This window comes from Capnocytophaga sp. oral taxon 323 (assembly GCF_001278825.1).
Classification (GTDB): domain Bacteria; phylum Bacteroidota; class Bacteroidia; order Flavobacteriales; family Flavobacteriaceae; genus Capnocytophaga; species Capnocytophaga ochracea.
In genome coordinates this window covers 1,047,505-1,060,370 of record NZ_CP012589.1, presented here as the reverse complement: position 1 = coordinate 1,060,370, position 12,866 = coordinate 1,047,505, and the positions used below count along the sequence as shown (strand labels likewise).

11 protein-coding genes are annotated in these 12,866 nt (G+C 40.8%); 4 read left to right on the top strand and 7 right to left on the bottom strand.

From position 1 onward, the window contains the following. Positions 1–729: 729 nt before the first annotated feature. The 5 genes from AM608_RS04600 to AM608_RS04585 all read right to left on the bottom strand — a co-directional run bounded on the left by AM608_RS04600 (position 730) and on the right by AM608_RS04585 (position 9,619). Complete coding sequence (locus AM608_RS04600) at positions 730–1,914, bottom strand: efflux RND transporter periplasmic adaptor subunit (RefSeq protein WP_009411030.1); 1,185 nt, start codon at positions 1,912–1,914, stop codon at positions 730–732. Between the two features lie 5 nt (positions 1,915–1,919). Further along, positions 1,920–6,251 (bottom strand): CusA/CzcA family heavy metal efflux RND transporter, encoded by a 4,332-nt coding sequence (locus AM608_RS04595; RefSeq protein ID WP_009419682.1) that lies wholly within the window; start codon positions 6,249–6,251, stop codon positions 1,920–1,922. 85 nt (positions 6,252–6,336) lie between these two features. Next, positions 6,337–6,657: a DUF6660 family protein gene (locus AM608_RS12765; protein ID WP_082315827.1), complete on the bottom strand. Its 321-nt coding sequence runs from the start codon at positions 6,655–6,657 to the stop codon at positions 6,337–6,339. A 559-nt stretch (positions 6,658–7,216) separates the two neighbouring features. Further along, positions 7,217–7,972, bottom strand: coding sequence for a response regulator transcription factor (locus AM608_RS04590; protein WP_009410639.1), 756 nt, complete (start codon positions 7,970–7,972; stop codon positions 7,217–7,219). 48 nt (positions 7,973–8,020) lie between these two features. Continuing rightward, positions 8,021–9,619: a sensor histidine kinase KdpD gene (locus tag AM608_RS04585; protein ID WP_053580911.1), complete on the bottom strand. Its 1,599-nt coding sequence runs from the start codon at positions 9,617–9,619 to the stop codon at positions 8,021–8,023. Positions 9,620–9,840: 221 nt separating this feature from the next. Here AM608_RS04585 and AM608_RS12460 point away from each other — a divergent pair, with 221 nt between their 5' ends. From AM608_RS12460 to rpmF, 4 genes are all read left to right on the top strand, one after another. Further along, entirely contained in the window at positions 9,841–9,993 is a 153-nt protein-coding gene (locus tag AM608_RS12460; protein WP_053580910.1) for a hypothetical protein, read from the top strand. Positions 9,994–10,172: 179 nt separating this feature from the next. Then, positions 10,173–10,337 (top strand): hypothetical protein, encoded by a 165-nt coding sequence (locus AM608_RS12070; RefSeq protein ID WP_157466255.1) that lies wholly within the window; start codon positions 10,173–10,175, stop codon positions 10,335–10,337. Between the two features lie 192 nt (positions 10,338–10,529). Further along, positions 10,530–11,060, top strand: a complete 531-nt coding sequence (locus AM608_RS04575; RefSeq protein WP_053580909.1) for a DUF177 domain-containing protein — start codon at positions 10,530–10,532, stop codon at positions 11,058–11,060. A gap of 16 nt (positions 11,061–11,076) precedes the next feature. Next, positions 11,077–11,271, top strand: a complete 195-nt coding sequence (gene rpmF / locus AM608_RS04570) for a 50S ribosomal protein L32 (RefSeq protein WP_002673108.1) — start codon at positions 11,077–11,079, stop codon at positions 11,269–11,271. Positions 11,272–11,444: 173 nt separating this feature from the next. On the opposite strand, the gene AM608_RS04565 is transcribed toward rpmF, so the two are convergent. Further along, positions 11,445–11,858 (bottom strand): DUF5606 domain-containing protein, encoded by a 414-nt coding sequence (locus AM608_RS04565; RefSeq protein WP_002673106.1) that lies wholly within the window; start codon positions 11,856–11,858, stop codon positions 11,445–11,447. Positions 11,859–11,933: 75 nt separating this feature from the next. Next, positions 11,934–12,524 (bottom strand): peptide deformylase, encoded by a 591-nt coding sequence (def, locus tag AM608_RS04560; protein WP_009417946.1) that lies wholly within the window; start codon positions 12,522–12,524, stop codon positions 11,934–11,936. Positions 12,525–12,866 lie beyond the last annotated feature (342 nt).

Below are 12,866 nucleotides of genomic sequence, written 5' to 3'. Positions count from 1 at the left end.
TGGAGTGCAAAGGTATTTCTGTGTTATTAACGCTTCTTGCAAGGTCAAGCCCGATGGGTTTTCAAAAAAATCTCCAGCCCTTGTCCGTTGTCCTGCGGGTAGTATTTTTTTGAAAAACCTTGCAGAAGCTAAACACAGACCTTTTATGGCACTCGAAACGAAACCAGCTCATTCCGACCTTTAAGCGAATAAAAAAAATGTCAAATATGAGAAAAATGCCGCTTCTTACAGATTGTTTTTTGAAACGAATACCGCTTTTCCTCCCATTGTCGAATAAAAATTTCAAACTATGTAGCTACCTAATTACGTTTTTACCTTCGTACATACTTGCTTGCTTTGATGCGTGAATGCAAAGTAATGTACAAATATACATATAGCCTTATGTAGGGTTGTAAATGGCTTTGTAAGGAAGTAATTGGCTTTGTGTTATATACAAATCCTTTGCTAAGAAATCACTTGTTTTGCACCCTGAAATCACTTTACCCGGTCGTAGTGTTAATTTCTCTCTTTATGGCTAATTAAAATTCGACCGTTAGGGAGAATTTTCTGTTCACCGGAACAGAGCAAGTTGTGTTTTGAGGCACGCATTAGGCGTGTAGGCACCTCAAAACCACTTGCCCTTGCAGGGAGCTTAAAACGCACTCCGAAGTCGTGGTTTTTTACTTTTATATTTTTATTGTATTTCTAATGTAATAAAATTTTAATAATATATCCGATACATTACCAATTCTAATCACTATCTTTTCCAGCATTTACTAAGGTTGCGTTGATAAAGAATGCTCCTTTGGTGGCAATAGTCTGTTCGGGGGCTATAGGTTTTACAGGGGCAATGGCAGTATACCCACTTTCGGAAGCTCCTTTTACTACCTCCACTTTCTCAAAAGAGGTTTCTTTATCCGAAGTTTGGGTTACCAGAAAAATGTAGGATTTACCAGCATCCTCTACGATAGCCTCGTTAGGTACAGCAGGGGTCGTTTGTTTGTCAAGACTGATAACCCCTGTTACATTCATTCCATTGATGAGCCCTTGTTTGTCACCCTCTACGTGGCAATGTACAATGATGCTTTTGCTTTCGTTTTCAAACGAAGCCGCAATGTTATACACTTGGGCATCATATTCGCGAGAGGTGTTATTGGTAGGGTTGAAGTGCACTTGTTGTCCTACCTTAATGTAAGGCAAGTCACGCTCATACACTTGCAAGTGCAGGTGTAGCGAACTGTTGTCGATGATTTCCACAATAGGGGTGGAGGCATCTATATAAGCCCCTTTGTTAGTATATACCGCACTGATATTCCCACTAATAGGAGCCACTATCGCCAAAGTAGATTGCATTCCCTTATCGGTGAGTGTTTGAGGGTTTAAGCCCATTAGGCGTATTTGTTCTTCAAGCGAAGCTTTTTCGGTACGGAGAGTGCGTAGCTGAGTAGTAGCGGCTTGTAGGTTCTTACCAGTACCAGCATTCCCTTCATAGAGGGTTTGCTGACGGTCAAGTTCTTGTTTAGCAAGTTCTATCTGACCATTAACGGTGAGCAAGCGCTGTTGTTGTTGCAAGAATTCTGGGTTAGAAACAGTAGCGATTACTTGCCCTTTTTGCACATAACTGCCTATCTCTACCTTTACGCTCTTGATAATCCCCGCATATACAGTCGATACCTTCGCCTGATGGTCGGCAGGCACGCTCAGTATTCCATTGGCTTTGAGGGTAGCGGCAAGAGCTTTTTCTTCTATATGTCCCAAACGAATATCTACAGTTTGGATTTGAGCTTGGGTAAGGGTGGTGAGGTTGCCTCCTTCTTCGTGGTGTTCTTCGCGCTCTTCGAGCTTTTGATTATTGGTAGTTGTAGGAGTGCCATTGCAGGCTGATAGACTAATTCCTATAAGGATAAAAGCGATTTTTATACCATATTTTTTCATTTGTTTTACTGGTTTAAAAGGGATTGTATTTCTATTACTTTTTGATTAAGCGCCTCGATACTCTCAAGGTATGCCAAGCGGGTATCTACGGCTGTCTGTAGGGTGTAAAGGTACTCCACATAGCTTATTTCACCTGCGCTATACCCTAACTGATTGGCTCGGATAATGCGCTCGGCTTCAGGTAGCGCTTCTTGTTTGTAAAACTGATATTTTTGCAAATTCAGTTGGTATTCCTCTTGCAGATTTATCCATTGAGTTTTAAGCTGTTTTTCTGTTTGTTGAGCTGCTTCTATAGCTGCTTCTTTCTGATATTTATAAGCTTTCACCTTGGCACGGGTAGCGGTAAAAATAGGAACTGAAAGCCCTATGGTGGCAAAGTGAAAACGTTTACTTCTATCAGTATAGGTCTCTACCCCTCCAATGGTTTGCATTCCTATAAGAGACTGATTGGTATAGCCCAATGTAAGGTCGGGCAGGGCTTGGGCACGCTCTAGACGTTTGTTGTGCTCAGCTATGTTTGCTTCTTGATAGCTGAGTTGTACCAAAGGGTGCTGAGAGAGTTGTACATCCGAAGGCTCACTGAGTAACAAAGGCTCATACACGGGCGACTTGGTAATGGTAAATGCTTCTTCTGTTTGCATTAATGTACGCAAGTTGCGATAGGTAGCTTGTTGTATAGTTTTGTTCTGTTGAAGTAACAAACTTATTTCTCCTTTCTTCACTTGGGCAGTGTTAATATCTATCTTCTTGGTATCCCCTGCTTTATAGCGTACTTCAGCAATGCGAATAAAATTATTGTAGAGACTATCAAGCTGCAAGAGCTGTTCCTCTTTAAAAGTCAAATATTGCAATTGCTGATATGCGTTGCGCACTTGCCGCTTCAGTTCATTCTGCTGAAGGGCTAATTGCCCTTGTTGTAATTGTGTCTCTGCTTGATAGAGCTTTTTGCGAGCAGCAAATACTGTAGGCAAAGGAATAGATTGTGATACACCTACTGAAAGGTCTTTTTCAGCACTGCTGTACTGCCCGTATTGCCCTGTAAAGTCTGTTTTAGCCAATTCAAAAGAGGTTCGCTCTTTAGCACTTGCTCCTTGTAGCTTGAGTTGTGCTGCCTTAATCACTCCATTGTTCTTAAGGGCTATTTGCTCTATTTCTTGTAGCGAGTAAGACTGCTGAGCGTGTAGCGCTATAGGACTGATAAGCAATAGGGTTATCGTGAGTACTTTAGCTGAAGGACGGCGCCAAGAAAAGGTACTATTGAAAGCGATGTAAAGCAACGGAAGCACGAAGAGGGTGAGGAAGGTAGCCGATACTAACCCCCCAATAACCACTGTAGCTAAGGGGCGTTGTACTTCTGCTCCTGCTCCTTGACTGAGTGCCATAGGTAGGAAACCTAAGCTCGCCACCATAGCCGTCATTAGCACAGGGCGTAAACGCATTTCGGTACCCGTAATCACGCGATGCAAAAGGTTGGTCATTCCTTCTTTTTTCAGCTGGTTGAAAGTGCCAATAAGCACTATACCGTTGAGCACTGCTACCCCAAAGAGCGCGATAAAACCAATACCCGCACTAATACTAAAAGGCATTCCCCGAAGAAGCAAGGCAAATACGCCCCCAATGGCACTCATCGGGATAGCGCTAAAGATGAGCAATGATTGTTTTATAGAGTGGAAAGTAAGGTATAACAAGAAAAATATTAAAAGTAGGGCTACAGGCACGGCTATGAGCAGTCGGTCGGTGGCTTGTTGTAGGTTCTCAAACTGACCGCCATAGGTAAAGTAATAGCCCGTAGGGAGCTTTACGCCCTTTAATTTTTGTTCTATATCACTCACCACACTCTGCACATCGCGCCCTTGCACGTTGAAGCCAATGACGATACGGCGCTTGCCTGCTTCACGGCTTACTTGTGCGGGGCCTAATTCATATTTGATAGTGGCCAATTGGCTCATCGGCACCTGCCCATTTTCGGTAGCTACCATCATATGCTGTACATCGTCAATTCCGGTACGATGGAGGCTATCGAGGCGTACCACAAGGTCGAACCTTCGTTCGTTCTCGAAGACAACCCCAGCCTTCTTACCAGCAAAGGCGGTACTGAGTACCTCATTGACCTCTTGCACCGAAAGTCCGTAGTTGGCCAAACGCACACGGTCGTAAGTAACATTGATTTGCAGAAGTCCGCTTACTTTTTCGACCTGTGGGGCGGTAGCACCTTCTGTTTTCTGGATAAGTTGGCTTACTCTTTGGGCGTAGTGGGCGAGGGTATCCATGTTTTCTCCAAAGATTTTTATCGTTACATCCTGTCTGACACCTGTCATCAATTCGTTGAAATGCATTTGTATAGGCTGGCTTTTCTCAAAAAAGACCCCAGGAATATCCTTGAGCCGCTCAATGATGGCATCTCCTAATTCCTCATAGGAGCGACCACTTTTCCATTGGTCTTGGCTCTTGAGTACGATCACAATATCGGAGGCTTCCAGCGGCATAGGGTCGGTAGGTATTTCGGCAGAACCTGTTTTGCCTATCACCATTTTCACCTCGTCGAACTCACGAATCAGGCGAGAGGCCTGCATGGAAGTCTCCAAGCTCTGCTTCAGTGAAGTGCCCGGTGGCAGAATACATTCAAAAACAAAATCGCCTTCTTGTAGTTGTGGAATAAACTCACCTCCCATACGGCTGAAAATGCCTACCGCAAGAACGAACAGTACCACGGTACTGCCTATTATCCATCCCCTAAGGCGGATAGAACGGACAAAGAGCGGTTGGTAGTGACGGTAGAGCCACGCTATCATTCTCTCGGCAAAACTACGCTTGTCACTCACCTTTTTAGGCAAGAGCAAAGCACTCATTGCGGGGATATAGGTAAGAGAAAGAATCAACGCCCCTGAGATAGCGAAGACTACAGTCTGTGCCATAGGGCGGAACATCTTGCCCTCTACCCCTACCAAGGTGAGGATTGGGATATATACCATCAAGATAATAATCTCGCCAAAGGCAGCACTACTGCGTATCTTGGACGCAGAATGATACACTTCATCGTCCATTTGCGCTTGGGTAAGTGGTTGTCGGTTTTTACGGATAGCTAAATGGTGCATCACTGCTTCTACCACAATAACCGACCCATCAACGATAATTCCGAAGTCTATTGCCCCCAAGCTCATCAGGTTCGCACTTACCCCAAAGAGGTTCATCATTCCTAAGGCAAAGAGCAAAGAAAGTGGAATGGCAGTAGCTACAATCAGTCCTGCTCTCAAGTTGCCTAAGAAGAGTACCAAAACGAAGATGACAATCAGTGCCCCCTCTAAGAGGTTTTTCTCTACCGTGTGAATAGCGCGTTGCACTAGGTCGGTGCGGTCTAAGAAAGGTTCTATTACTACATCGTCAGGCAAGGATTGTTGTATAGTGGGTAGTTTTTCTTTAATACGGCTAACTACCTCGTGGCTGTTTTCACCTTTGAGCATCATCACCACGCCCCCAACGGCATCTACTTCGCCATTGTAGGTAAGAGCTCCATAACGAATGGCACTCCCTAAGCGTACCTCGGCTACATGCTTGATAAAGAGGGGAGGGGTGTGCTTGCCTACGGCTATATTGCCTATGTCTTCAAGGGAGCGAGCCATGCCTATTCCTCGGATAAAGTAGGCATTGGGGCGCTTGTCGATATAGGCACCTCCTGTATTTTGGTTGTTCTGCTCCAAAGCAGTGAAAATATCACTGACACTCACCCCCATGGCACGGAGGCGATCGGGGTCTATAACCACCTCATACTGCTTGAGTTCGCCTCCAAAGCTGTTGATTTCGGCTATTCCTTTGGTACCATAGAGTTGGCGAGCCACGATCCAATCCTGCATGGTGCGGAGGTCTTTGGCGGAATATTTGTTTTTGCTCTGTTCCGTAGGGCGAATGATATACTGATATACCTCCCCCAGTCCGGTACTCACGGGTGAGAGTTCGGGCGAGCCTATGCCTTGAGGGATTTGCTCCTGTGCCTCCTTGAGCTTTTCATTGACTAGCTGGCGGGCAAAGTAGATGTCCATATCCTCGCTAAAGACGGCTGTGATGACCGAGAGGCCAAAGCGGGAAATACTGCGTGTTTCCTCCAGCCCAGGAATATTGGCGATGGCTTGCTCAATAGGAAAAGTAACCAGTTGCTCTACCTCTTGTGAGGCCAAAGTAGGGGTAGAGGTGATGATTTGTACTTGGTTGTTAGTAATATCTGGAACGGCATCAATGGGGAGCCTTGTAGCACTCCATACGCCCCAAAAAATAAGCATAAGGGTCATGAATCCTACAAATAGCTTATTTTTGATGCTAAATAGTATGATTTTGTCTAACATTTCTAATAAGAATTAATGATTAGTTAATGACTAATGATGGGTGAGATGACTAATGAACAATCACTTGAGATGAAGAAAGAAAAGACTATATCTTGGGAGGAGTCCAGATATTCCCATAGTAGTTCGAAGACCATACGGTCAGGGGATAGCTATAGGAGGGAATGGTTGCGGTGGCTTGAGCAATGGCTAAGGCCTCATAAGTAGTGGGCGTGCTGATTACCATTTGGCAGCAAGTGCAAATGCAGAAAGGTGAACAGCTATCCAAATGAAAATGAGAGTGTTCCCCAGTTGGGGCTGTTACAAATTCATAAGAAGCTGAAGACTCCTCACCTTCAAGCATATCCGTACAAGGCAGCCCAGTGAGTGCCAACAGATATAAGCTAAGTATGAAGGTGAAAAATCTCATATTGGGAGCAAAGATACATTTTTTTTTCAATCTGATAAAATTTTTTGATTTTGTCGCATTCTACTACATAATTAAAAATAACACATCTGACACATTACCAGCTCCACGCAGACGTGCAGCAACGCACGTCTGCGGGTGCAAAGGTAAATTTTTTTGGTTATATTGTCAAGATGTTGTACCTTTGCACCTAGAAGTTACTGAGAAAATAGGTATAATCAAATGAAATAAGAGCTATTACTAAATCATTACCTAATCTTCTTGTAATTCCTGTATCTTCTTTATTTAAAATAGATTATAAAAGTAGTTTCAATTTTACATCAAAAAACAAAGAGCCCGAAACGGAACGCTTCGGGCTCTTCGATATATTATACTATTCTTCTAATCAAGCAGATATGATACGATCATCACCTTCTAAAAAGGTAGAACTGATACGATATGTAATTTGACATAGGTCATCTTTCTTCGTGTATATCTTTATTTAGTAAAGCAAATGTTTTTGAAATCGTGGACAAAGGTGTGACTATTTTTTGAATATGCAAGAAATAGGCTATTATTTTACCTAAATGAATTCATCGGCTTCTTTATTGGCAACCAAACGGAAGCCTTCGCCGTGAATGTTTAGGATTTCCACCTTGTCGTCCTTTTTCAAGAGCTTGCGCAGTTTTGCGATATATACGTCCATACTGCGAGAGGTGAAATAGTTGTCGTCTTTCCATATTTTAGAAAGGGCTAACTCACGTGACATAAAATCATCGGTGTGTAAGGCGAGCAAACGCAAAAGTTCATTTTCCTTAGGGGAGAGTTTTACAGGTTCTTCGTCCTTATATTTGAGAATACGCAATTTGGTATTGAGGAAGAATCTTCCTATTTCGAACTCAAACTTATTGTCGTCTACCATTGTTTCGATGCTTTTACGTTGCAAAATTGAACGTATTTTCATCAATAGGATTTCGGAGTCGAAGGGTTTGTTTAGGTAGTCATCAGCTCCTGAGCGATAGCCTTTTATCACATCTTCACGCATTGTACGAGCTGTAAGGAAGATAATAGGTATTTTCTCATCTTTCTCACGAATTTCTTTGGCTAAAGTAAAACCGTCTTTATAAGGCATCATCACGTCTAAGATACACATATCGTATGTTTCTTTCTTAAACTTTTCGAAGCCTTCCATACCGTTTTTAGCTAAGGTAACGTCGAAACCGCTCATTACCAAATAGTCTTTTAGTACAGTGCCGAAGTTGGGGTCGTCTTCTACTAAGAGAATGTGTTTATTGTCCGTAGAAGCATTTGAACTGTAATAGTTTCCGTCTGTATTCATTTTTTTATTGTTTTAGGCAATTATGAATTAAATTGTTAAGTTCTTAAATTATATTACCGGCAATTTGATAAAGAAGGTACTCCCTTTTCCTTTGTCGCTTTCTACATCAATGCTTCCTTGATGGTATTCTACGATACTTTTCACGTAGGCAAGCCCTAACCCGTGTCCTTTTACGTTGTGTAAATCGCCAGTATGTTCTCTATAAAACTTGGTAAATACGTGTTTCATAGCCTGCCTGCTCATTCCTTGCCCTCTGTCTTTTACACGTATTAGTATTTTATTCTTTATATTTTCAGTATAAATGTCTATTTCGGGGGCATTAGGTGAGTATTTGATAGCATTTTCAATCACATTCACAAATACATTAGTAAGGTGTGATTTGTTTGCTGATACATCGCCGTTTTCTGCCAAAAAGTGAGTGCGCAATACGCCTCCACGTTCGTCGAGCATTACTTGTAGGTGCCCTATGGCATTGCTTATAAGTTCGTGCACGTCCAACGGCTCTCTCTCTAAATGTAAGTTTCCTTTTTCGAGACGTGATATTTGCAAAATGTTTTCTACCTGAGCCAGCATTCGCTTGTTTTCCTGTTTGAGTATTTTTACATATCCTTTTATTTTCTCAGGGTCGTGCAGGGCAACAGGTGTTTTGAGACTATCCAGCACTAAGTTCATAGTGGCAATAGGTGTTTTGAACTCGTGCGTCATATTATTGATGAAATCGGTCTTGATTTCGGAAATGCGACGCTGAGTGATGAGCTGGTGGAAGGTAACCACAAACACACCTATAACTATTAGTAAAAAGACTACTGATAGGGTTGCGACCCCTATTACTGATGATAGCACATAGCGCTCACGCTGAGGGAATACTACTGCTAATTCATATACTGAATCATCGGAGCTATTGCCTCCAAAAAGCAAGGTGCGGTATTCCTTAGTTTCATTAGGGTCAAAGTACTTAGAGTGTATCTTCGATAAGATATTGCGGTTATACACGGCAAACTCGAAAGGTAAATTCAAGCCTCTTTTTTTGAGTTTTTGCTCTAAGAGTGTGTTTATTTGGCTTACGGACACTCGTTCGCTAAGGGTTTGTTGCCTTATGATACTCTTAAAAGATTCTTCTATCATTAAGCGCTCAATCTCGGGTAATTCACTTAGCTTTTCGTAGGCTTTTATGATAGGCAACTGTTTGTTATCTATATTATTACTTCTGTTGATGTGCTGAAAACTTTCTCTGTTTGTATAGTTCTTTAAGGTAAAAGAATCGGAGAGTTTCAAATCATCGATGAGTACAGGGTTGCGCAGATTGGTAGCCAAAGCGTAATCTTCCTCTAAAATACCGTGTTTATAAATAAAGGTCTCTTTGCTTAGTTTGTTTTCTTGCACATAGATAAACTCTCGCAGATGACTGTCTTTGAGTTTTAAGGTGCTATCGTTCTCGCGCAAATAGATAATTTGAGCTACGTATTTATCGACTTCATCTTGCTCTATTTGTTTAGCTACATTGTTGAGTACCTGCTGAATAGAATAAGTAAAAGCTTCTTCTTTATCGTCGATAGCTGATTTAATCCAATACCCTTGTATGGCAACAATCCCTACAAGAGAAAGGCTTATGAGCACTACTGCGAGTATGTATAATCGCTTATTCACCGGGCAAAGTTAAAACAAATATTTAATATAAAAAACAAATTCTCTTAAAAATTTAACAAAAGATTAAGGAGTACCCTTTTTAAGAGAGCTAAAATACTGAGGTTTTTCTTTTATAAACCCTTGTTTTTACTAAGGAAGAAAAGCGACAATGTTAATAATACCAAAAATGCCAAAAATACCGATGAGAAAATGAGGAAATGAGAAAATGAGGAAATTAGCAAATGGGTAGTGATAAAAAAGGTTTTTTGACGGGTCTGACTTGTCGGACAAATTGGACTAGTCTGAGTTATCGGAGGAAAACGAAAAATATAAAAAGTGAGTTGGAAGGATTTTTGGTGAAAAAAGGGTGTAAGGAGGGTGGGGTTAGCTTATAGAGAGCTTATAGGAAGCTTATACGAATCTTGGAAGATTGGTATAGAAAAGGTATGTAAGTAGTTGATTTATACTGTAGTACAACAACGCTAAAAATGTTAAAAAAGAGGTTTCGAGGCGAAAGAAAGAGAAAAGGAACTAGGCCTTAGACCATAGGCACTAGGGGGAGTATGACGGAAAAGTGCGAGCCACACAGGCAGGTGCGAGTCGCACGGGTAGGTGTAACTCGCACGGACAATCAAGAATGGACGAAGAATGGACAAAGAATGGACAAAGAATGGACGAAGAATGGACAAAGAATGGACGAAGAATGGACGAAGATAAGGTGGAGATAAGACAAAGATAAGACAGAGATAAGACAGAGATAAGACAAAGACAAGAATGTTTGAGAATAGAGGATTGCTTAATGAAAAATGGGGTTTTTGAGGGGATATGATGTGGCTATGATAAAAAAGTGAGGTAAAAAGTTTGTATATAAAAATAAAGTTGTATCTTTGCACCTTGAAAAATGAACAATTGATTACTAAACTTGTAGAAAATGAGAAAGTTAAAAGAATACGATATTTCTTTTGCAGGCTTAAAACAGGGGAGACATCAATTTGTTTATGAGATTGACAAAGCGTTTTTGCAACTGTTTAATTTTGACGAGGTGAATGATATTTATCAGCAAGTAATCGTTGATTTAGACAAGAAGAGCAACTTGTTGGAACTGCATTTTCACAACAGGGGTACTGTGAATGTGAATTGTGATGTTTCTAATGAGCCTTTTGACTTGGCAGTAGAAGGAACACTTTTTTTGGTGGTGAAGTTTGGTGAAGAGTATAATGATGACGATGAAGAAATCTTGATACTTCCTCACGGAGAATACCAACTGAATGTGGCACAATATATATATGAGCTTATTGTGTTGTCAATCCCTGCTAAGCGTGTACACCCTGATGTTTTGAATGGGACGATGCACTCGGTGGTATTAGATAAATTGGAAGCACTTGCTCCAAGAGAGCACCACAATACAATGACTATAGACCCGCGTTGGGAAAGTTTAAAGAATTTAATAACAGATAAATAATATAAAGAATTAAGTAATGGCACATCCTAAGAGACGACAATCAAAGACAAGAAGAGATAAGAGAAGAACCCACGACGTAGCGGTAGTTCCTCAAATAGCAAAAGATCCAACAACTGGTGAAAACCATTTGTATCACCGCGCACACTGGCACGAAGGTAAATTGTACTATCGTGGACAGGTGCTTGTGGATAGTACAGAAGAAGCAAAATAGATTTGCTTCATTTGATTTTATAAGATTATAAAAAAAGAGAACAATATTAATATTGTTCTCTTTTTTGTTTTATTTACTAAAAACTTTGACAAAGGTCGTAGCATAACCGTAGGACGACAAGCGATTAAAATTTTGGCAAAGTAATACTGATTGTAAAATGATTGTACTGTGAATTAGCTTTTTTGGGTGTCTTCTTGAGCGTCTTCTTCTAAGAAACCTTTGGCTAATAGAAGATTGTACCATTGGATTATTTTCTTAATATCGCTGGCATACACACGGTCGCGGTCGTAATTAGGGAGTACTTGAGAGAAATACTCTTCGAGAGTAGCTCCATCGGATTTTGGAGAGATACGCGCTTCTTTCCCATCTTCAAAGTTCTTCATATTAGTAAAAACTTCGGTGAGAGGCACTTCTTTTTCGAGTGTATAAATTGCGATTTCAGACAATAGGCTCACGTTGTTGCGAATACCTACCGATATACGCTTACCATCGGCTAACGAAGTGGCTAAGAAACCAGAGCGCGTTTGAGTTTCTAAGTGATATAAACCAGGTTTGCCAGAAATGGCTAATACTTTTGTTAGATTCATTGTATTTATTTAAGAGTTAAAAAGTTAAGAGTTAAAAGTTATGAGTGTTACTAATTATAATTGTAAATTAGTGTACTATCTTTTGTTTTTGGCATCAAAGAATTTCATTCGGTAGTCTACCTTTACCTTTCCTTTACTGATATTAGCCAGCTTACTTTTGATGAGTTGGCGTTTAAAAGAAGAGAGTTTATCGGTGAACAGAATGCCTTCGATATGGTCGTATTCGTGCTGAATGATACGAGCGGCGAGTCCGCCAATGGTAAGCGTTTGCTTATTAAAGTCTTCATCGAAGTATTCAATGGTGATTTGCTTGTGCCTGCTAACGTCTTCTCGTACGCCAGGAATACTGAGGCACCCTTCGTTGAAGTTCCAAGTATCGCCTGTTTCTTCTACTATTTTGGCATTGATAAAAGTTTTTTTGAAGCCTTTTAAGAAAGTTTGCTCTTCTTCTGAAAGCTCATCGTCATCGGCGAAAGGAGAGGCATCTACTACGAACAAACGTATAGAGAGACCTACCTGAGGAGCAGCGAGCCCTACGCCATAAGCGGCATTCATAGTGTCGTACATATTAGCAATCAGTGTTTTGAGTTGAGGATAATCGGGGGGGATTTCAGTTCCTACCTTTCTGAGCACTGGGTCGCCATAAGCAATAATAGGTAAAACCATTGTGTTTTAATTTGTTTATCGGGCGCAAAGGTAAGAATAATTTGGAAATTAGCAAATGAGGAAATGAGAGAATGAGAAAAGTTTGTTGTATCTTTGCACCAGAAAGAAAAGCTACACAGTTATACCGTGTAGTGTTTTTCCTTTTTTAGGGAAGAATTGAGGAAAAAACTCTTAATAAAACGCCTTTTTATTTAACAGAATACAAAATGCACAACGAGAGAGTGTAAAAGACGCTATCTGTTGATTTGCAGTATGTTTAATGTGTAAAAAGGTAATTTGTATTGTGTAGCACTATGTTAAATAATGTTAAATATTTGTGTAGTGTATATTATATAAAATAAA

Bases quoted from the DNA above. Each gene is read 5' to 3' on its own strand.
- AM608_RS04600 (WP_009411030.1), bottom strand. From the start codon at position 1,914: ATGAAAAAATATGGTATAAAAATCGCTTTTATCCTTATAGGAATTAGT.
- AM608_RS04595 (WP_009419682.1), bottom strand. From the start codon at position 6,251: ATGTTAGACAAAATCATACTATTTAGCATCAAAAATAAGCTATTTGTA.
- AM608_RS12765 (WP_082315827.1), bottom strand. From the start codon at position 6,657: ATGAGATTTTTCACCTTCATACTTAGCTTATATCTGTTGGCACTCACT.
- AM608_RS04590 (WP_009410639.1), bottom strand. From the start codon at position 7,972: ATGAATACAGACGGAAACTATTACAGTTCAAATGCTTCTACGGACAAT.
- AM608_RS12460 (WP_053580910.1), top strand. From the start codon at position 9,841: ATGGGTAGTGATAAAAAAGGTTTTTTGACGGGTCTGACTTGTCGGACA.
- AM608_RS04575 (WP_053580909.1), top strand. From the start codon at position 10,530: ATGAGAAAGTTAAAAGAATACGATATTTCTTTTGCAGGCTTAAAACAG.
- rpmF (WP_002673108.1), top strand. From the start codon at position 11,077: ATGGCACATCCTAAGAGACGACAATCAAAGACAAGAAGAGATAAGAGA.
- AM608_RS04565 (WP_002673106.1), bottom strand. From the start codon at position 11,858: ATGAATCTAACAAAAGTATTAGCCATTTCTGGCAAACCTGGTTTATAT.
- def (WP_009417946.1), bottom strand. From the start codon at position 12,524: ATGGTTTTACCTATTATTGCTTATGGCGACCCAGTGCTCAGAAAGGTA.